This window comes from Thermoanaerobacter ethanolicus JW 200, from assembly GCF_003722315.1.
Lineage (GTDB): Bacteria > Bacillota > Thermoanaerobacteria > Thermoanaerobacterales > Thermoanaerobacteraceae > Thermoanaerobacter > Thermoanaerobacter ethanolicus.
The window spans coordinates 2127163-2148703 of record NZ_CP033580.1 but is presented as its reverse complement, the minus strand read 5'-3'; the positions used below and the strand labels follow the sequence as shown (position 1 = coordinate 2148703).

Sequence of the window (21541 nt, the reverse complement as noted above, 5' to 3'; positions counted from 1 at the left end):
AGTGGTGCAATGTGGTGGTAAGTGGGAGAATGTGAAGGGAAAGTTTGGTGTTTTGTATGTTGATGGGTCAATACGAACACACAATTGATGCAAAAGGAAGAGTCATAATCCCCGCTAAATTCAGAGAAGAGCTGGGGGATAGGTTTGTATTGACTAAAGGATTGGACAATTGCTTATTCGTATATTCACTGGATGAGTGGAAAAATATTGAGGCCAAACTTAAAACTTTGCCACTTACCAAAAAAGACGCAAGAGCATTTACGAGATTTTTCTTAGCTGGAGCTGTGGAATGTGAAATTGATAAACAGGGAAGAATACTTATACCTGCTAATTTAAGAGAGCATGCCAAAATAGAAAAAGATGTTATATTTATTGGAGTTTCTACAAGGGTTGAGATTTGGAGTAAAGAGGTTTGGGAAGAGTATTCTAATAATACAGATGTTTCTTTTGAAGAGATTGCTGAGCATCTTGACGACTTAAATATATAGGTGTGATAAAGAATGGAATACAGCCATAAAAGTGTTTTGCTTAAGGAGACAATTGAATATTTAAATATAAAACCAGAGGGAATATATGTAGATGGTACTTTAGGTGGTGGAGGTCATTCTGAAGAAATATTAAAAAGGCTTACCACCGGAAAGTTAATTGCGATAGATAGAGATTTGGATGCGATAAAAGCTAGCAAAGAAAGGCTTAAAAATTACAAAAATGTAGAGTACATAAATGATAATTTTAAAAATATAAAAGAGATACTTAAAAGTTTGGATATTGACAAGGTTGATGGCATCCTTTTGGATTTGGGGGTATCTTCTTATCAATTAGAAGAAGTTGAACGCGGTTTTTCTTATATGAAAGATGCTCCGCTGGATATGAGAATGGACAAAAATTCACCTTTTTCTGCCTATGATGTGGTGAACAAGTATTCACAGCAAGAATTAGAAAGAGTGATAAGAGAATATGGAGAAGAGAAATGGGCATCGCGTATTGCTAAATTTATTGCAAAAGAAAGAGAAAAAGGAGAAATAAAAACTACTTTCCAATTAGTAGAGATTATAAAAAATGCTGTTCCTGCCTCTGCCAGGAGAGAAGGACCACATCCAGCAAAAAGAACATTTCAAGCCATACGAATAGAAGTCAATGAAGAACTTAAAGGTTTAGATAAGGCGATTGAGGATATGGTAGAGGTATTACGGGGGAAAGGGCGCATTGCGATAATCACATTTCACTCTTTGGAAGATAGAATTGTGAAGAATACTTTTAAAAAATTAGAAAATCCCTGCACTTGTCCACATAATATGCCTTGTACTTGTGGCAAAGAACCTTTGATAAAAATCATCACAAAAAAACCGGTACTACCTTCCAAAGAGGAAATAGAGACAAATTCAAGGTCTCGCAGTGCAAAACTTAGAGTTGCAGAAAAACTGTAAGTTCTAAAAGAAATGGAGGTAGAATAAATTGATAGTAGCACAAAGAAAATATAATTACGAGTATCCCCCATATACCTCAGAAAAGAAAGAGCAAATAAGAAAAACTAAAAAAAACAGGAAATTAAAGAATTTACTTTTTGTAGTTTTTATAAGTTCTCTAAGCATTTTGATACTTTACAGGTATACTGTAATTTATCAAAGGTCAATTGCTTTAGATAAAATGGAAAAACAAGTACAATATACAGAAAATTTAAATCAACAATTAAAAGCCCAAATTGCTTCTTTAAGCAATCCTGCTCGAATTGAAGAGATTGCAAAAGAAAAATTAGGAATGCAATTGCCAGAAGAAAATCAGATAGTCTATATAAATGTGGGAGAAAAGCCTAAAGTAGCTGAAGAGAAAAAAGGTGAAGAGAAATCACAAGATAGAAGTAACTTTTTTATGAGGATATTGGGGGTGTTGAATAGATAGGGGGGATAATAAATATATCCAACCATATCTGTAAAGAGAAGAATTCTTTTTTTACTTTTTTTATCTTCTATAGTAGTTTTTGGACTTATACTTAGACTTTTTTGGATACAGGTTGTAAAAAGTGAAGAATATCAAAAGATGGCACTTCCTCAATGGACTTTAGACGTATCTGTTAGCGACAAAAGGGGAAATATATTTGATAGAAATGGCAAAGTATTAGCAGAAAATATAAGTGTTAATAAAATAAGTGTTATCCCCAAAGAAATACCTGATTCTCAAAGAGAAGCAGTAGCTGAAGCTTTAGCCCAAATATTAAATTTAGATAAAGGAAAAGTTCTTCAAAAGATTTCTAATAAAAACTTACAAGAAGTGTTAATTGCTAAACAAGTTGATGACGAAAAGGCAGCAGAGATAAGAAAGCTTAATATAGATGGAATAATAATTTCTGAGGACATGAAAAGATTTTATCCAAATAATACTCTTGCATCTCATGTCTTGGGCTTTACTGGAATTGACAACCAAGGTTTAGATGGTATTGAATTAGCATTTGACAACTTTTTAAGAGGTATTCCGGGAAGAATTTCTACTCCAATGGATGCTATAGGTAGAAAGATGGATGTGGGAGAGGATGAGTATTTTGAACCTCTTCCAGGTTATAACGTAGTGCTTACAATAGATGAAACTATTCAGCATTTTGCAGAAAAGGCTCTTAACCAAGCGATGGTTCATTCTAAGCCTTCAAAAGGAGCAGTAGCCATTGTTATGGACCCCAAAACAGGGGAAATATTGGCTTTGGCTAATAGACCAAATTTTAATCCTAATAATCCTTTTGAAGGACCGCAGGAGGAATGGTATAAAGCTTGGCGAAATAAAGCTATTTCTGATTCTTATGAACCTGGTTCTGTTTTTAAGACAATTACTGCTTCTGCAGCTTTAGAAGAAAAACTTGTAGGTCTTAATGAACAGTTTTATTGTCCGGGCTATACTATAGTTTCTGGACATAGAATAAATTGCTGGGCTACCCATGGCAGTGAAAATTTTGTTCAAGGTGTTCAAAATTCCTGCAACGCAGTTTTTGTGACGTTAGGACAAAGGCTAGGAGTAGAAAAACTCTATAAATACATACATGATTTTGGATTTGGACAAAGGACAGGAATACTTCTTCCTGGTGAAGCTCCAGGTCTTGTATTGGCAGAAAGTAGTGTTGGGCCTGTTGAGTTAGCCACTAATTCTTTTGGGCAAGGTATTGCTGTGACGCCTCTTCAGATGATTACTGCTGTCTCCGCAATAGCCAATGGAGGAAAATTGATGCAACCTCTAATTGTGAAATCAATTGTAGATTCAAATGGAAAAGTAGTGAAGGAATTTAAACCAAAAGTAGTGAGGCAAGTCATTTCTGAACAGACCTCTTCTACAATGAGAGAAATACTAAAAAGTGTAGTGTCAGAGGGAACAGGCAAAGCAGGATATATTGAAGGATTTGATGTAGCTGGAAAGACTGGTACTACAGAAAAATATATGCCAGGCAAATATGTGGCATCTTTTATAGGTTTTGCACCAGCGGAGGATCCAAAAGTTATTGTGTTGGTGGTAATAGATGAGCCTAATAATCCGGAAACCCATTTTGGAAGCCAATTGGCTGCACCTGTAGTAAAGAGCATTTTAGAAGATACCTTAAGATATTTGGAAGTACAGCCAAGAGGAATAGAAAAACCTGCGTCGGTTGTGGTACCGGATGTGAGGAATATGAAACTTTATGAAGCAGAAAACATTATTTTGTCGAATAGGCTTAATTTTATAATAGAAGGAAATGGAGATACTGTTTTTGACCAAATGCCTAAACCAGGAGCAATTGTAGAAGAAAACACACAAGTTATTTTGTACTTAAATGCTGAAAAAATACAAGAAGTAGTAGTTCCTGATTTAACTGGTAAGAGTGTAAAAGAAGCCACAGAAATTCTAAATTCTTTAGGGCTTAAAATAAAAATAAAAGGCAGTGGTTTTGCTGTGAATCAAAGTCCGAAAGAAGGCACGATTTTGAAAAAAGGTGAAACTGTAGAAGTGGAGTTTAGGCCTAAGGAAAATTAAACTTCCTCTATGCAAAATCTATAATTGTGCTATACTATTTAGTGGTGGTATGCTTTTTAGATATTTTTGTGAGGAGGCCTAACATGAAACTTATAGATATTTTAAAAGGAGTCAACTGCGAGATAAAAGGAGATCCTAATATAGACATCAGTGGGGTGTGTTACGATTCCCGTAAATCTAAAAATAAATATTTATTTATCGCTATAAAAGGGTTTAAAACCGATGGTATTTTCTATGTGGAAGAGGCTATTAAAAATGGGGCAGTTGCTGTTGTTACAGATAGGGAAATAAAAGAATATCCCGGAATTACAACAGTATTAGTAGAAGATGCTCGAGCTGCCATGGCAAAAATAGCTTCTAATTTTTACAATAACCCCACCAGCAAACTTACTTTAATTGGTGTAACAGGAACAAATGGTAAAACCTCTGTTACTTATATGCTAAAAGCGATTTTAGAAAGGCAAAATAATAAAGTGGGATTAGTAGGGACTATACAAAATATGATAGGGGATGAAGTGATACCTTCTGTACATACCACACCTGAATCGTTGGATTTGCAGGAACTTTTTAGTATTATGGTGAACAAAGGTGTTAAGTATGTGGTTATGGAGGTATCATCTCATTCTTTAGCATTAAATAGAGTAGACGAATGTGAATTTGATATAGCAGTTTTTACCAACTTATCCCAAGACCATTTAGATTTTCACCAGAACATGGAAGAGTATGCTAAGACAAAGAGTAAGTTATTCAAGATGGCGAAGAGTGCGTCGGTCATCAATATAGATGATAAATACTCTTCTATGATGATTGAGAGTTCTAAAGCAAAAGTTTTGACTTATGGTATAAAAGATTTTGCTTATGTTATGGCAAAGGATATTAGGAATAGTTTAGATGGTGTAAAGTTTAAAGTTCAGATTGAAGATAAAAAAGAAGAGATTTCATTAAAAATTCCAGGAATTTTTAGCGTCTACAATGCTTTAGCTGCCATTACAGTGGCTGATTTTCTTGGTATTTCTTTGCGAAGTGTGAGAGAGGCTTTAAGTCAGGTCACAGTAAAAGGTCGATTTGAACTGGTGGAGACAGGAAAAGACTTTTATGTGATTATAGATTATGCCCATACTCCTGACGGAATACAGAATATAATGGAAGCCTTGAAGGAATATAAAACTGGAAGAAAAATACTTCTTTTCGGTGCTGGAGGAGATAGAGATAAAACTAAAAGGCCTTTGATGGGAGAAGTTGCAGGGAAGTATGCGGATTTTTGCATTTTGACTTCGGATAATCCTCGTTCGGAAGACCCAAGAGAAATAATTTCACAAATTGAGGAAGGCATAAAAAAGACTAATTGCCCTTATGTTGTAATAGAAAATAGAAAAGAAGCGATAAGCTACGCTCTGACTAATGCTCAAAAAGACGATGTAATAATACTTGCAGGTAAAGGACACGAAACTTATCAAATTATAGGAGATAAGGTTATTCACTTTGATGAGAGAGAAATAGTTAAAGAAATTTTGTCTGAAGGCGGTAATAGATGATGGAACTTTTAATAGATGAAATTGTAAGAGCTACTGAGGGAAAATTGATAAAAGGAAGTTTAAAGGATAAAGTAATAGGAATTTCAACTGATTCGAGAAAAGTCAAAAAAGATGAATTATTTATCCCTTTGAAAGGGGAAAAATACGATGGAGAAGATTTCGTAAAAGATGCAATAGACAAAGGTGCTATTGCAGTTATTACTGCGAGGTTGGAAAATGTAGAGTGTTTGAAAGATTTTTCAGTTGATGTCATTTACGTTAATGAGACTTTAGAAGCTTTGCATAAAATTGCTTCTTATTATAGAAAAAAATTCAATATTCCTTTTATTGCTGTGACAGGTAGCAGTGGAAAAACTACTACGAAAGATATGATTGCACAAATATTGTCTAAAAAGTATAAAGTTTTGAAAACAGAGGGAAATTTTAATAATGAAATTGGCTTGCCATTGACAATTTTTAATTTGGAAGATACTCATCAGATTGCGGTAGTGGAAATGGGAATGAGTGGTTTTGGAGAAATTAGGAGGCTAAAGAATATTGCAGAGCCTCAAGTAGCAGTTTTTACAAATATAGGAGTTGCTCATATCGAAAAATTAGGCTCAAGAGAAAATATATTAAAAGCAAAAACTGAGTTAATTGAAAATTTTAAAGAGGAAAATGTGATTGTATTAAATGCAGATGATGATATGCTATCAAAAATTCCTCTGCAGTATTCAAGTAAGTATTACAGATATGGTATAAAAAGTGGAGAAATTAAAGCTTGCGATATAGAAAAAGGAGAAAAAGATATAAAATATACTTTAAAATATAAAAATTTGGAGAAAGAAATAAAGCTTTCGATTCCTGGTATTCATAATGTGTACAATTCTCTTGCTGCTATTTGTGTTGGATTAGAGTTTGGTATCAATGTAGAGGACATGGCAGAGGCTTTAAAAGATTTTCAACCAGGCAAAAGGAGACTCAATATAATAGAAATAGGTGATATAAAAATTATTGACGATGTATATAATGCTAATCCGGATTCTATGAAAGCAGCTTTAAGCGTATTAAGGGATTTACCTGCTAAGAGAAAAATAGCAGTTTTAGGAGATATGCTGGAATTAGGTGAGTATGCAGTAGAAGCACACAAAGAAATAGGAAAATTGGTGGCAGATAGCCATATAGATATTTTGATAACGTCTGGTGATATGTCGAAATATATTGCAGAAGAATCCAAGGTTTGTGGGATGAAAGGGAACAATATTTTTGTTTGTAACACTAATGAAGAGGTTAATGAAATTTTGAAAGATATTATCAAAGAAGGGGATTCAATTTTAGTAAAAGGTTCAAGAGGTATGAAAATGGAACAAATAGTACAATTTTTGCAGGAGAGGGTAAAGTAAAATGTTACAAAAGATAATTTTGGCTACAGTTGTTGCTTTTGTGCTAAGCTTGGTGTCTGGTCCTCTTTTTATACCTTATCTTAGAAAATTAAAATTTGGGCAAAAAGTAAGGGAAGATGGGCCTAAAAGCCATTTAAAAAAATCTGGAACCCCTACAATGGGGGGAATAATGTTTATTACAGCCACAGTTATTTCTACTTTAATTTTTTCTCATTGGAACAAATATTTAGCTATTTTGTTATTAGGTTTTTTGGGATATGGTTTAATAGGATTTGCAGATGATTTTCTAAAGGTTTATTTTAAAAGGCCTTTAGGTTTGAGAGCGAGAGAAAAACTTATTGGACAGTTTTTACTTGCGATAATCATTTCATATTTTGCTCAAAAATATGTAGGAACAGAAGTGATTTTTCCTTTTTTAAAAACTTCTATTGACCTTGGCAATTTTTATATTCCTTTTATGGTTTTTGTAATAGTTGGAACAGTAAATAGCGTAAACTTGACAGATGGGCTTGATGGATTAGCAGCAGGTGTATCTTTTATTGTTATGGCTTTTTTCACTATGACAGCTTTATTTTTGAATAATATAACTTATGGAGCTTTTAGCGCTGCTTTGACAGGAGGATTGTTAGGATTTTTGAGGTATAATCGTCATCCTGCAGAGGTTTTTATGGGAGATACTGGTTCCTTAGCTATTGGAGGAGCTATAGCTACTGCCGCGGTTTTGACTAAATTGCCCTTGATTTTGCCCTTATTAGGCATTATTTATGTGGCTGAAGCTCTTTCAGTGATTATTCAGGTATTGTCTTTTAGATTGTTTGGTAAAAGGGTTTTTAAAATGAGTCCTTTACACCATCATTTTGAATTGTCAGGTTGGCAAGAACAAAATGTAGTCTACGCTTTTTGGATTGTTACTCTAATTGCTATGTTTATATCTTTTTATAGTTTAAGCTAAGGAGTGCAAATTATGGAGCTAAAGGGTAAAAAAATTTTTGTAGCAGGTTTAGGAGTTAGCGGAATAGCTTTGTGTAAAGTGTTGGACAGCTTGAAAGCGAAAGTAATAGCTTATGATGGAAAAGAATATGATGTATTAAAAGAAAATTTAGAAGAAATTAAAAGTTTGTCCATAGATTTTAGGTTTGGTAAATTCAAAAAGGAATTTTTAGAAGGCATAGATTTGGTCGTTTTAAGTCCAGGTGTTCCTATTGATTCGGATATAGTAAAAACAGCACAAGAAAAGAAAATTGAAGTATTGGGAGAAGTGGAGTTTGCATATAGGTTTTCTAAAGCTCCTATTTATGCAATTACAGGTACAAATGGCAAAACAACTACTACTTCTTTATTAGGCGAAATGTTTAAAAATGCAGGGAGAAAGGTATATGTTGCTGGGAATATAGGTTATCCACTTATTTATGCTGTCATGGAAGCGACAGAGGGGGATTTCATAGTAGCAGAGATTAGTAGCTTTCAATTAGAAACTATAAAAGAGTTTAAACCTAAAATAAGCTGTATAATAAATATTACCCCTGATCATTTAAACAGGCATAAGACTTTTGAAAGTTATAGAGATATAAAAGGAAGAATTTTTGAAAATCAACGAGGCGATGAATATACTGTTCTAAATTTCGATGACCCTGTTACGTGGAGTCTAAAAAATAAGGCTAAATGCAGAGTTTTTCCTTTTAGTAGAAAAAGTTCATTAGAAAATGGGGCATATGTAAAAGATGGCAGTATTTATATAAGCGTTAATGGAAATGCTAAAAAAATTATTGACATAGAGGAAATTTATATTCCTGGAGAACACAATTTAGAGAATGCATTGGCTGCTTCTTCAGTAGCATATCTTTCAGGGATTAGTGCAAATGTTATTGCAAGTACTTTAAAGTCTTTTAAAGGTGTAGAACATAGGATTGAGTTTGTTGATGAAATAAATGGTGTAAAATTTTATAACGATTCTAAAGGGACTAACCCAGACGCTTCAATTAAAGCAATACAGGCCTTAAAAACCCCTATAGTTTTAATTGCTGGTGGTTATGATAAAGGTAGTGAATTTGATGAGTTTGTAAAAGCCTTTAATGGGAAAGTAAAGAAATTGATTTTGATAGGGCAAACTGCAAAAAAAATCAGAGATACTGCAAGGAAGTATTCTTATCCTGAGGATGACATACTTTTTGCTGGTACCTTAGAAGAAGCTGTTAAAAAAGCTTATGAAAGTGCGAAAGAGGGAGATAGTGTACTTTTATCACCAGCTTGTGCCAGTTGGGATATGTTTAGGAATTTTGAAGAGAGGGGAAGAATCTTTAAAAAGGCAGTGGCAGAGTTGAGGAGGTAAAATAATGAAAAAAAAGTACCCTGTGGATTATGGCATTTTACTCACAGTTTTAATACTAGTCTCCATTGGTGTAATTATGGTCTTTAGTGCTAGTTCTGCCAGTGCTGAGTATATGTATAATGATGCCTATTATTTTTTAAAAAGGCAATTGTTATGGGTAATATTGGGCTTTTTTGCTATGGTTTTTATGATGAATTTTGATTACACTATTTTAAAAAAGTTAGCTGGTCCTTTACTTATTATTTCGATTGGATTGCTTATTGCAGTCTTGATTCCTGGAATAGGAGTTGAAAGGTATAATGCGACCAGATGGATAGGAGTTGGAAGCTTTACAATCCAGCCTTCTGAATTGGCAAAATATGCTCTTATTATATACTTGGCAAAATATTTTGACAAACATCCCGATTATGCAAAGAGTTTCAAAAAGGGAGTTATGCCTGTCTTAGGATTGGCAGGGTTGCTTTTTGGCCTTATAATGTTGCAGCCTAATTTTAGTACAGCTGGTATTATATTTATTGTGGCTGTAATAATTCTCTTTGTAGCAGGTGCTAAATTATCTTTTATGGGAGCTTTATTTGGAGCAGGAATTGGGGCAGCTATCGTTGTTTTTTCATCTTTTAAGTATATACGGGAAAGGGTATTTACATTTTTAAATCCGTGGCAGGATATTCAAAAATCTGGATATCAAATCGTACAATCCCTTTATGCATTAGGTTCGGGAGGACTATTTGGAGTTGGACTCGGAGGAAGCAGGCAAAAACTTATGTATCTGCCTATGCCTTACAATGATTTTATATTTTCCATAATTGGAGAAGAATTAGGACTTGTTGGTACAGTCACTATACTTTTGATGTTTTTATACCTTATTTTGCGAGGTTTGAGAGTGGCTGCAAAAGCTCCAGATATGTTTGGATGTCTTTTAGCTACAGGAATTACAAGTCTTATAGGAGTTCAAACACTTATAAATGTTGCGGTTGTAACTTCTTCTATGCCACCTACAGGGGTGTCTCTTCCTTTTATAAGTTATGGAGGTACTTCTACTGTTATTATGATGGCAGGAGTAGGAATACTATTAAATATTTCACGATCTGCAAATTTAGATAGGAGTTGATGATAATTGAAATATTTGTTTGCTGGTGGAGGTACTGGAGGACATATTTATCCTGCCATAGCCATTGCTAAAGAAATATTAAAAAATGAAAAAGATGCTCAAATTTTATTTGTAGGTACAAAAAAAGGTTTAGAGAATGAATTGGTACCAAGAGAAGGTTTTGAATTAAAGACAATTACTGTGCAAGGATTTAAAAGGAAATTATCATTGGATACATTAAAAACTATTTATAAAGCAATGGTGGGGCTTAAGGAAGCAAATGATATTTTAAAAGAATTTAAACCAGATGTAGTAATTGGAACAGGGGGATATGTTGGTGGTCCTGTTTTAATGATGGCGGCTTTAAAAGGGATACCTACTTTGATTCATGAACAAAATGCTTTTCCAGGCCTTACAAATAAGGTACTATCACGATTTGTGAAGGTAGTAGCGGTAAGTTTTGAAGAATCAGTTAAATATTTTAAAAATAAAGAAAAAGTTGTGGTAACAGGTAATCCAATTAGAAGAGAATTGCTAAAAATTACTAAAGAGGAAGGTTTAAAAAATTTGGGTTTTTATTCTGATAAACCTTTAATAGTATCAGTAGGGGGAAGTAGAGGAGCAGAAAAAATAAATTTTACAATGGTAGAATTTTTAAAGCAAAAGGATAAAAACCTGCAAGTTTTAATAATTACAGGAGCTAATCAATATGAAAAAGTGTTGGAAAAAGTTAAAACTGAAACTATAAACATAGATGAAACAGTTAAAATAATTCCTTATTGTCACAATATGCAGGATGTATATGCTGCTACAGACATTATAATCTGTAGGGCTGGTGCTATTACTTTGGCAGAAATTACTGCAAAAGGTGTTGCTTCAATCTTGATTCCTTCTCCTTATGTTGCTAATAATCACCAAGAGTATAATGCCCGGGTGTTAGAAAAAGCCGGAGCTTCTTATGTTATTTTAGAGAAGGATTTGATAGCAGAAGAATTGTACAAAAAAATCAAATATCTTCTTGATAATCCTCAAGTACTCTCTAGAATGAGAGATAATGCCCGAAAAATTTCTAAAATTGATGCTGCGGAGAAGATATACAAGCTTATAAAAAGCATAACTTAATACCTTATGTAACACCCCATCTTATTTATGCATAGTATATGGTGTAAGCTGTATTAAATTTAGGGGTGATAAGATGGGGAAATTTAAAATTAATGGAGGGAACAGGCTGTATGGTGAGTTAAAGGTAAATGGCGCTAAAAATTCTGTTTTACCCATCCTTGCAGCATCAATTTTAAATGAAGGGATTTCTGTAATACATGATTGTCCAAAATTAAAAGATGTTTATTCAATGATAGAAATTTTAGAACATTTAGGGTGTAAGATAACTTTTAAAGGCAGAGATATTATTGTAGATGCAAGGGATGTAAAAGATAGTGAAATACCTGATAGCTTAATGAGAACCATGAGGTCATCTATATTCTTGATGGGGGCTTTAATATCAAGAAACAAAAAAGCTTTGATGAGTTTTCCAGGAGGTTGTGATATAGGACACAGACCTATAGATTTACATCTTAAGGGTTTGAGAAGATTAGGAGTTAAAATTGAAGAGTCTTATGGATATATTAAATGTGAAGGTGGGAAGATAAGAGGAAATGAAATTCACTTAGACCTTCCTAGTGTAGGAGCTACAGAAAATATTATGTTGGCGGGAGTTTTTGCAGAAGGTATTACCATCATTAGAAATGCGGCAAAAGAACCGGAAATAGAAGACTTGCAGAATTTCTTAAACTCTATGGGGGCGAAAATATCAGGAGCTGGTACTAACACGATTATCATAGAAGGAGTAAAAAGATTGCATGATGCGGAATACACCATAATTCCAGATAGAATTGTTGCAGGTACTTATCTTTGTGCTGCGGCGATGACACGAGGAGAATTAACAGTAGTAAATGCTTTAAAAGAACATTTAGAACCATTGCTGTCAAAATTGAGAGAGACGGGATGCGAAATACATGCCGGAAATGATTATATAAAAATTATAGGCGATAAGCGCCCCAAAGCAGTAGATATGATTGTTACATTGCCATACCCTGGCTATCCCACAGATTTGCAGCCTCAGATGGTTTCGGTTTTATCTGTAGCAGATGGGACATCTATTGTTACGGAGACAATATTTGATAATAGATTTAAATACACAGAAGAACTTATACGAATGGGAGCAGATATAAAAGTGGATGGAAGAGTAGCGGTAATACGTGGTGTTGAGAAGCTAATGGGTGCAAAAGTAGTAGCAAGAGATTTAAGGGGAGGAGCTGCTTTGATTATTGCAGGTTTGGGGGCAGTAGGTGCTACAATAGTAGAAGAAGCAGAACACATTGATAGAGGATATGAATCAATCGAAAAGGCTTTAAAAAGTGTGGGAGGGGATATTGTAAGAATAATGTAAAACAGCGTCATGCTGTTTTACATATGCGAAAGAAAAGTACAAGCAGGGGATGGTTTAATGGTTAAAAGGGCTTTTAAGAAGCGGTTTTTAATATTTATGTTTGTGATGCTAGTATTTATAGTTTTGCTTTACCTTTTTATGTTTCAATCAAATTATTTTGAGATTAAAACTATAAAAGTTGTAGGCAATCAAATTTTATCTTTTAATGATATTAAAGAGTTGGCTATGATAGATTATGGAATGAATATTTTTAAAGTTACTCCTAAAAAAATAGAAAGTAATTTACTTGCTAACCCCTATATAAAAGAAAGCAAAGTAAAAATTCAATATCCTGATACTGTAGAAATATTTATAAAAGAAAGACAAATAGTTGCACAAGTCAAATATCAAAAAGACTATTTAATGATAGATAAAGAAGGAGTGGTAATAAAAAAGGACGATTATAACCCTGAACTTCCTGTTATAGAAGGAATAAAAGTTGAGAAATATCAAATTGGCAAAAAGTTGAATGATATTTTTGAAAAAAGTTATTTGGGAACGCTTTTAGAACTCATAGAAGGTACTGATTTTTGTTCTGTTATAAAATATATGAATGAAAGACAAATTATATTAGTTACAAAAAATGGCATAGATATATCTTTTGACAATCCTTCTGATATTAATTATTCTTTCAAATTTGCCGAATTAATATTAAAAGATTTGGTTGAAAAAGGGTATCATAAAGGTACAATTCAAATTATTGGAGACAGCAATCCAGTATTTATGCCATAGAGGATGGGGGTACTTATGAAAAAAAGTGTATATATTTCCGTAGCTTTAGTTTCAATAGTATTAGGAATAATGCTTTCTACTCAATTTAAAATAGTAAAAAAAAGCGGCGTAGTTACTGTGCAGAGAGCAGAAGAATTGGCAGCTCAATTAAAGGAACTGCAGTCGGAAAAAGATGCTCTTCTAAAACAGATTAATGATTTAGAAACAAAAATAAATGCTTACGAAGATTCTGCGTCCAAGAATAGCGTAATTACTCAAACTTTGAAAAATGATGTAGAAAAATATAAAGAATTAGCAGGACTGACTGACCTTCAAGGTCCAGGAGTAATTGTAACTATAAATGATAGCAAACAAGCCGTTCCCCCAGGACAAGACCCTAATTTATTTCTGGTCCACGATGAGGATTTATTGCGAGTTGTAAATGAGCTAAGAGCGGCAGGAGCGGAGGCCATATCTTTAAATGACCAAAGATTAATTGCTACTTCAGAAATTAGGTGCGTTGGCCCTACAGTAAATGTAAATTCTGTGCGTTTTTCTGCGCCGTATGTCATAAAGGCTATTGGAGACCCTGATACATTAGAGGCTGCTCTTAAGCTAAAGGGTGGAGTAGTAGATACTTTAGCTACTTGGGGAATAGAGGTAAATATCAAAAAATCGGACAATATATTGATTAAAAAATATGACGGAGTGATAAAGTTTAGATATGCAAAACCTTTAGTTGAAGGAGAGAACAAGTAATGGCTTATATTATAATAGTTAGTTTATTAATAGGAATAGTGATAGGTTTTATTTTGCCAATTAATATCCCCAGCACTTATGTTTCTTATTTATCTGTTGCTATTCTTGCAGCGTTGGATTCAGTTTTTGGTGGTATTAGAGCTAGTCTTGAAGAGAAGTTTGATAATCTTATTTTTATAACTGGCTTTTTTGGCAATGCGATATTGGCAGGAGGCCTTGCTTATATTGGAGATGTGTTAGGAGTTCCTATTTATCTTGCGGCAATTTTTGTATTTGGAAGCAGGCTATTTGTCAATTTTGCATATATAAGGAGATATCTGATAGACAAGATGCGAAAAAGATAGCAGTCTCCTGAAGGAGGATTTGATAATGGGTGATTTAATAGTTGGTTTAGACATTGGCACATCTAAAGTATGTACAATTATTGGAGAAGGGGATAAAAATGGAGAACTGCATATTGTTGGGATTGGCTATTATCCGTGTTATGGGGTTAAAAAAGGGGTTATTGTAGATATAGATGAAACTGCCTATTCTATAAAAAAGTCTGTAGAGCAAGCGGAAAGAATGGCCAACCAAAAAATATCCTCTGTGTATTTGAAAATATATGGAGGGTTGACGACTATATATAAAAACAATGGAGTAGTAGCAGTATCGAGAGAAGATAGAGAAATAACAAAACAAGATGTGGATAGAGTTTTACAAGCTGCTAAAATCATTGCTATTCCTTCTGATAAAGAAATTATCGATGTTATACCATTAGAATATGTTGTGGATGGGTATGGGGAAATAAAAGACCCTGTTGGAATGGCGGGTATAAGGTTAGAGGTAAATGCCGCTATAGTAACAGGTAGTGTTACCGCTATTCAAAATATGGAAAAGTGCGTTAAAAAAGCAGGGTTAGAGGTAGAGGGAATAATTGTAGGCCCTTTAGCTACAGGAGAAGCAGTACTTTTAAAAGATGAAAAAGAGTTGGGGGTTGCATTAATTGATGTGGGTGCAGGAGTGACTGATATTTCTGTTTTCAAGTATGGCAGCCTTATTTATTCATCTATGATAGCAGTCGGTGGATGGCATATCACAAACGATTTATCTATAGGGTTAAAGATTTCTTTTGAAGAAGCCGAAAATATAAAGAAGAAATATGGAACTTTAGAAAAATTATCCCCTGAAAAGCTGGAACCAATTAAAATTGCTAGTTTAGCAGGTAAAAGCAAATCAGCTACAGATGTAAATGAAATATCTGATATAATAGAAGCGAGGGTTTCTGAACTTTTAATGCTTGTGTATGAGAGATTGGAAGAAGCAAAAGTTCTGGAAGACATTGTTACAAATGTAGTCATAACAGGTGGAGGCATTTCCTTTTTAAAAGGAAATATAGAGTTGGCACAAAAAATTTTTAATAGAAACATTCGCATTGGTTCTCCGCAAAATATCGGAGTAGCAACTCCTATTTACTCGGCAGGGGTAGGAGTGGTAAAATATGTATATAACAATAAGAGGTTTATGCATAATGCCCAACCGACTGATAAAAAAGAGAAAAAGAGTTCTAAATTAGTTGATAAACTCAAAGAAATATTTAGCGATTTTTGGGCGTAAAGAGGAGGGTTTTTTGTGATAGGTATAGAAACTGATATGGAACAATTTGCTGCTATTAAAGTAATAGGAGTTGGTGGTGGAGGCGGAAATGCTGTAAATCGAATGATTGATGCTGGCCTTCGCGGTGTTGAGTTTATTGCAATTAATACAGACAAGCAGGCTCTTTATTTATCGAAAGCTGAAATAAAAATACAAATTGGTGAAAAATTAACAAAAGGGTTAGGAGCAGGAGCAAACCCTGAAATTGGGAAAAAAGCTGCTGAAGAATCTAGAGAAGAAATAGAACGAGTTATAAAAGGTGCTGATATGATATTTATCACTTCTGGCATGGGAGGAGGCACAGGCACAGGAGCTGCTCCTGTTGTGGCAGAAATAGCAAAAGAATTAGGAATTTTGACTGTAGGAGTAGTTACCAAGCCTTTTACCTTTGAAGGGAGAAAAAGGATGGCCCATGCAGAAATGGGCATTGAAGAACTTAAAAAACATGTAGATGCTCTTATTACTATTCCTAATGATAGATTATTGCAAGTTGTTGAAAAAAAGACTTCAATGATTGATGCTTTTAAATTAGCAGATGATGTTTTAAGACAGGGTGTTCAAGGTATATCCGACCTTATCGCAGTCCCTGGACTTGTAAATGTGGATTTTGCTGATGTTAAAACTATTATGACAAATACAGGACTTGCACATATGGGAATAGGTATAGCTTCTGGGGAGAATAAAGCGACTGAGGCAGCGAAACAAGCAATCCATAGTCCATTATTAGAGACTTCAATTGAAGGCTCAAGAGGAATATTACTTAATATTGCAGGAGGTCCAAATTTAACCATATTTGAAGTTAATGAAGCGGCTAATTTTATCTATGAAGCTGCAGACCCTGATGCAAATATTATATTTGGTGCAGTAATAGACGAGGCATTAGAGGACCAAATAAGGATTACTGTTATAGCTACAGGATTTGAAAGAAATGAAAAATCTAAGGATACAGCAAAGAAAAAAGACACTAGGGAGCCTGAAGTAAAATTAGAAAATGTTATAGACAGTGATGATTTAGATATACCTACTTTTTTAAGAAGAGGGAGACGATAAATCTGCAAAGGTTTCTTTGCAGATCAGTTTGTTGACAAAGTTAAAAAATATTCAAAGGAGATATTTTGCATCGTCGCTCCGATGTTCCAAAGCGACAAAACTAAAGCTCGACCTTCGGGCTCCGGCAGGGTACCGGGCACAATCGGCCTCCTTGCCTCAGGTGCCCGCCTTCGCCATCCATGGCTTCGGCCCTGCCTCCACCCTCGGTCTTGCTAAGTTTCCCGGCACTCAAGTAAGTATGCTTGTTTTTTCTATTTTTGCTTATATCAAACTCTCTTACTTGAGTGCCGGGCCGCTTTGTAACAAGTCGCTCCTTATGCAAAATATCTCCTTTACGAAAGTTTGTCTACAGTCTGATCTGCAAAGGTTTCTTTGCAGATTTTTTTATGCAAAAATTCTACAAAAACAACCTTATTTTTATTCCAAAATATTACAATAAATTTGAGATTTTTATTTTATAATATGAATAAAATAAGCAAATGGGAATATACATTGTATAAGGATTAAAAGAGTCCCCGGGGATGGTATGAATGTATTTAGACGTAATTTTTTTCGAAAATTTAATTATTAACTATCTTATTTTATCCCTTACACGAAAATTTTCTAAAAAGGGCAGCAAACCTATTAAGCTTTTTTTAGGTGCATTATTGGGAGCGTGTTATGTCCTAATATTTTTTTTGTTACCTTATAAGATGATTCACGAAGTTTTCGCAAAAATTATTTTATCTCTCTTAATAATATATATGGCATTTACTCCAAAAACATTAAAAGAATTTTTGAGAATTTTAGCAGTTTTTTATCTAATTTCTTTTGCGATAGGTGGGACAATTTTTGCAGTTTTGTATACGGCAAAATTTAATTTACACAGTTTATGGATTGGAATATTGATAGCTATTTTACTTTTCTATACTAATTGGGATTATATAGTGAGAAAATCAAAAGAGGAAAAAATGTTATACAGCATAAAAATAGAAATTTTTCAAAAACAAATAGAGATAAAAGGATTATTAGATACTGGAAATAGATTATACGACCCTTTAACTAAATCGCCTGTTGTGGTAGTAGAGTTTTTGGCTATGAAAAATATACTTCCTGATAATATGGAAATTTTATTAAATGAAGAGAAGATAGATTTTAACAAAATTTTTGAAGTTTTGAAAGAGGAAAGATGGTTATCAAGGATAAGGTTAATACCCTTTATATCAGTAGGACAGTCTAAAGGAATAATGTTAGGATTTAAGCCAGATAAATTAGTGGTAGGTGAAAAAGAGATAAGGAATGTAATAGTAGGAGTATACAAAAGCCAAATAGATAAATGTGGTAATTATGCGGCGTTGTTAGCACCAGAAATTTTAGTATAATGGGGGTGTTGGAAGTGCAACTAAAAACAAAAGTAAAAATAGAAATGCTATTGTTGTGGAAAAAAATCCTTGATTTTTTAGATTTATCTGAAGGCATATTTTATATTGGAGGAAGTGAAGCATTACCTCCACCTCTTTCTGTAGAAGAAGAAATATATTTAATTTCAAAAATGGAAAAAGGAGATAATGAAGCAAAAACGGTACTTATTGAAAGAAATTTAAGATTGGTAGTATATATAGCAAAAAAATTTGAAAACACAGGAGTAGGAATCGAAGATTTAATATCTATTGGCACGATTGGACTTATAAAAGCTATTAATACTTTCAATCCTAAGAAAAAAATAAAATTAGCTACTTATGCTTCTCGATGCATTGAGAATGAGATATTAATGTATTTAAGAAGGAATAGCAAAACTAAATTAGAGGTTTCTTTTGATGAACCTTTAAATGTAGATTGGGATGGAAATGAACTTTTGCTTTCAGATATTTTAGGCACTGATAACGAAACAGTTTATAAATATATCGAAGATGAAGTAGAAAAGGAATTATTGACTTCTGCATTAAAGAAATTACCAGATAGAGAAAAAAAGATAATAGGACTTAGATTTGGATTAGAGGGTGGAGTAGAAAAGACTCAAAAAGAAGTGGCAGATATGTTGGGAATTTCACAGTCCTATATTTCTCGCTTAGAAAAAAAGATTTTAAAAAGATTAAAAAAAGAAATGAATAGACTAGTTTAAGCGTTTCTGTATATTTTTTTATCCTGCCGGCAATACTGTTAATAAGCTAAACATGTGGGGGCAGGATTTATGAATAACAAAGTTGAAATTTGCGGTGTCAATACCTCTAAGTTACCTGTTTTAAAACCTTCCAAGCAAAAAGAGCTACTGCAGCGGATGAAAAATGGAGACGAAAAAGCGAGAGAAGAATTTATAAATGGGAATTTGCGATTGGTACTAAGCGTTATTCAACGGTTTAATAATCGCGGAGAGTACGTAGACGATTTGTTTCAAGTAGGATGTATAGGGCTTATAAAAGCTATTGACAATTTTGACTTAAATCAAAATGTAAAATTTTCTACTTATGCTGTTCCAATGATAATTGGAGAAATAAGAAGATACTTAAGAGATAACACTCCTATAAGGGTGAGCCGATCTTTAAGAGATATAGCCTATAAAGCATTACAGGTAAGGGACAAATTAGTATCGGAAAATTCCAAAGAGCCGACAGTAGGCGAAATAGCTAAAGAGCTGGACCTTCCAAGAGAGGAAGTGGTAATGGCTCTTGATGCTATTCAAGAACCGGTTTCTTTGTTTGAACCTATATATCATGATGGTGGAGATGCAATTTATGTGATGGACCAAGTCAGCGATGACAAAAATATGGATGAAGTGTGGCTAGAGAAAATTGCATTAAAAGAAGCAATACAAAAACTAAGCGAAAGGGAAAAAATGATATTGACGATGAGATTTTTTGAAGGGAAAACCCAGATGGAGGTAGCAAAAGAGATAGGAATATCTCAAGCACAAGTTTCAAGATTAGAAAAAGCGGCTTTAAATCACATGAGGAAATACATCTAGCTTATCAGGAATGATAAGCTAGATTCAGACTGTTGACAAAATATCGGGAACCCGTTATGATGAGAAGGGTTCCTTGTTATTTTAGTGGTATAAAGCAAAAGAGGAGAGGAGAAGGAAGATGTTAACAAAGAAACAGGATGCAAGACATCAAATAGAATTTGTAAGCATAGATCAATTAGTACCAAAAGACCACCTTTTAAGAAAGATAGAAAAAGTCATAGACTTTAGCTTCATATACGATTTAGTAAAGGACAAATATTCCGAAGATCACGGCAGACCAAGTATAGATCCAGTAGTATTGATAAAAATACTGTTCATTCAATATCTTTTTGGTATACCGTCGATAAGAAGAACAATAGCAGAAATAAAAACAAACGTTGCATATAGATGGTTTTTAGGGTATGGACTAACAGAAGAAATACCTCATTTTTCAACATTTAGCCAGAACTACATAAGAAGATTCAAAGGGACAGACATATTTGAGAAAATATTTACGAAGATTTTAGAAGAAGCAATAAGGCATGGGTTAGTAAATGCAGAGGAAGTATTCATAGATTCCACTCACGTAAAAGCAAGTGCCAATAAGAAAAAATATACAAAAGAAATAATAGAACAAGAAGCCAAGACTTACCAAGAAAAACTAGAAGAAGAAATAAACAAAGATAGAGAAGCTCATGGAAAAAAGCCATTAAAGAAAATCAAGACGATAAAGACGAAAGAAGTAAAAGTAAGCAAAACAGACCCAGATAGTGGAATGTTAAACAAAAATGAAAAAGAAAAATGTTTTGCATATTCCTTTCACACAGCCTGCGATAAAAACGGATTTGTATTAGGAGTAAAAGTTGAAGCAGCGAATGTACACGACAGCGTAATGTTTGAAGAAGTACTAAAAGAAGTTGAAAATAGGGTAGGAAAACCGAAAGCAATAGCAGTAGATGCAGGATACAAAAATCCGTACATATTAAAGACAATATTTGATAGAGAAATAATACCAGCAGTGCCATACACAAGACCAAAAACAAAAGACGGTTTTATGAAGAAACATGAGTTTGTGTATGATGAATATTATGACTGTTACATATGCCCGCAGAATGAAATACTAACATATGTTACAACCAATAGAGAAGGATATAGAGAATACAAATCAAACCCAGAAAAATGTAAAAACTGTCCTTTAAGAGAAAAGTGTACCCAAAGTAAAGACTACACAAAGAGGATATTCAGGCACATATGGGAAGGATATGTAGAAGAAGCAGAACACCTAAGGCATACACCTTACTGTAAAGAAGTATATGAGAGAAGGAAAGAGACAATAGAGAGAGTGTTTGCAGATTTAAAGGAGAAGCATGGTTTGCGATGGACAACATTAAGAGGGAAAGAAAAATTGTCCATGCAAGCGATGCTTGTTTTTGCTGCCATGAATTTAAAGAAAATGGCCTTATGGTTATGGAGGAAGGGCAAAGGGCCCTTTGACATTTCAAAACTTTATCCATTATTTGGAGTTTTAAAGAAAATTTTATCCAGATATATACAGCCCCTGTTTTCGGTACTAAGAAAACAGGGGCTAAAATTTTACTTTGTCAACAAACTGCATCTAGCTTATCAGGAATGATAAGCTAGATTTTTTCATATAA

The 21541-nt window shown here is 33.8% G+C and carries 20 protein-coding genes; all 20 read left to right on the top strand.

Annotation, left to right across the window (positions count from 1 at the left end; all coding sequences use genetic code 11):
• The first annotated feature begins 56 nt into the window (after positions 1–56).
• Positions 57–488, top strand: coding sequence for a division/cell wall cluster transcriptional repressor MraZ (mraZ, locus tag EB239_RS10785; RefSeq protein ID WP_019907797.1), 432 nt, complete (start codon positions 57–59; stop codon positions 486–488).
• Between the two features lie 12 nt (positions 489–500).
• Positions 501–1427 (top strand): 16S rRNA (cytosine(1402)-N(4))-methyltransferase RsmH, encoded by a 927-nt coding sequence (gene rsmH / locus EB239_RS10780; RefSeq protein WP_003871198.1) that lies wholly within the window; start codon positions 501–503, stop codon positions 1425–1427.
• A gap of 28 nt (positions 1428–1455) precedes the next feature.
• A complete protein-coding gene (ftsL, locus tag EB239_RS10775; RefSeq protein ID WP_003871199.1) occupies positions 1456–1899 on the top strand; it encodes a cell division protein FtsL in 444 nt (147 codons plus the stop codon).
• A gap of 12 nt (positions 1900–1911) precedes the next feature.
• Positions 1912–3987, top strand: a complete 2076-nt coding sequence (locus EB239_RS10770) for a stage V sporulation protein D (RefSeq protein ID WP_042835619.1) — start codon at positions 1912–1914, stop codon at positions 3985–3987.
• Between the two features lie 83 nt (positions 3988–4070).
• Positions 4071–5522 carry a UDP-N-acetylmuramoyl-L-alanyl-D-glutamate--2,6-diaminopimelate ligase gene (locus EB239_RS10765; RefSeq protein ID WP_003871201.1) on the top strand — a complete coding sequence of 484 codons (1452 nt, stop codon included), beginning with the start codon at positions 4071–4073 and terminating at the stop codon, positions 5520–5522.
• Positions 5519–6904: a UDP-N-acetylmuramoyl-tripeptide--D-alanyl-D-alanine ligase gene (locus EB239_RS10760; RefSeq protein WP_003871202.1), complete on the top strand. Its 1386-nt coding sequence runs from the start codon at positions 5519–5521 to the stop codon at positions 6902–6904. The genes EB239_RS10765 and EB239_RS10760 overlap by 4 nt, the downstream gene beginning before the upstream one ends.
• A gap of 1 nt (position 6905) precedes the next feature.
• Positions 6906–7856 carry a phospho-N-acetylmuramoyl-pentapeptide-transferase gene (gene mraY, locus EB239_RS10755; protein WP_003871203.1) on the top strand — a complete coding sequence of 317 codons (951 nt, stop codon included), beginning with the start codon at positions 6906–6908 and terminating at the stop codon, positions 7854–7856.
• A gap of 12 nt (positions 7857–7868) precedes the next feature.
• Positions 7869–9233, top strand: a complete 1365-nt coding sequence (gene murD, locus EB239_RS10750) for a UDP-N-acetylmuramoyl-L-alanine--D-glutamate ligase (RefSeq protein ID WP_003871204.1) — start codon at positions 7869–7871, stop codon at positions 9231–9233.
• Between the two features lie 4 nt (positions 9234–9237).
• A complete protein-coding gene (gene spoVE, locus EB239_RS10745; protein WP_003871205.1) occupies positions 9238–10344 on the top strand; it encodes a stage V sporulation protein E in 1107 nt (368 codons plus the stop codon).
• A 6-nt stretch (positions 10345–10350) separates the two neighbouring features.
• A complete protein-coding gene (gene murG / locus EB239_RS10740; RefSeq protein ID WP_003871206.1) occupies positions 10351–11445 on the top strand; it encodes an undecaprenyldiphospho-muramoylpentapeptide beta-N-acetylglucosaminyltransferase in 1095 nt (364 codons plus the stop codon).
• Between the two features lie 73 nt (positions 11446–11518).
• On the top strand, positions 11519–12772 hold the full coding sequence (murA, locus tag EB239_RS10735) for a UDP-N-acetylglucosamine 1-carboxyvinyltransferase (protein ID WP_003871207.1): 1254 nt from the start codon (positions 11519–11521) through the stop codon (positions 12770–12772).
• 57 nt (positions 12773–12829) lie between these two features.
• Positions 12830–13543 (top strand): cell division protein FtsQ/DivIB, encoded by a 714-nt coding sequence (locus tag EB239_RS10730; RefSeq protein ID WP_003871208.1) that lies wholly within the window; start codon positions 12830–12832, stop codon positions 13541–13543.
• Between the two features lie 15 nt (positions 13544–13558).
• On the top strand, positions 13559–14281 hold the full coding sequence (locus EB239_RS10725; RefSeq protein ID WP_003871209.1) for a DUF881 domain-containing protein: 723 nt from the start codon (positions 13559–13561) through the stop codon (positions 14279–14281).
• Complete coding sequence (locus tag EB239_RS10720; RefSeq protein ID WP_003871210.1) at positions 14281–14625, top strand: small basic family protein; 345 nt, start codon at positions 14281–14283, stop codon at positions 14623–14625. Before EB239_RS10725 ends, EB239_RS10720 begins: the two co-directional genes overlap by 1 nt.
• A 25-nt stretch (positions 14626–14650) precedes the next feature.
• Positions 14651–15877: a cell division protein FtsA gene (ftsA, locus tag EB239_RS10715; RefSeq protein ID WP_003871211.1), complete on the top strand. Its 1227-nt coding sequence runs from the start codon at positions 14651–14653 to the stop codon at positions 15875–15877.
• Between the two features lie 15 nt (positions 15878–15892).
• A complete protein-coding gene (ftsZ, locus tag EB239_RS10710; protein ID WP_003871212.1) occupies positions 15893–16966 on the top strand; it encodes a cell division protein FtsZ in 1074 nt (357 codons plus the stop codon).
• Between the two features lie 530 nt (positions 16967–17496).
• A complete protein-coding gene (gene spoIIGA, locus EB239_RS10705; protein ID WP_003871581.1) occupies positions 17497–18327 on the top strand; it encodes a sigma-E processing peptidase SpoIIGA in 831 nt (276 codons plus the stop codon).
• Positions 18328–18341: 14 nt separating this feature from the next.
• Complete coding sequence (sigE, locus tag EB239_RS10700; RefSeq protein WP_003871580.1) at positions 18342–19067, top strand: RNA polymerase sporulation sigma factor SigE; 726 nt, start codon at positions 18342–18344, stop codon at positions 19065–19067.
• A gap of 69 nt (positions 19068–19136) precedes the next feature.
• A complete protein-coding gene (gene sigG, locus EB239_RS10695) occupies positions 19137–19907 on the top strand; it encodes an RNA polymerase sporulation sigma factor SigG (protein WP_003871579.1) in 771 nt (256 codons plus the stop codon).
• A 118-nt stretch (positions 19908–20025) separates the two neighbouring features.
• The gene (locus EB239_RS10690; RefSeq protein WP_129545141.1) at positions 20026–21519 is read left to right on the top strand and encodes an IS1182 family transposase; all 1494 of its coding nucleotides are present in this window, start codon (positions 20026–20028) and stop codon (positions 21517–21519) included.
• The last annotated feature ends 22 nt before the right edge of the window (positions 21520–21541 follow it).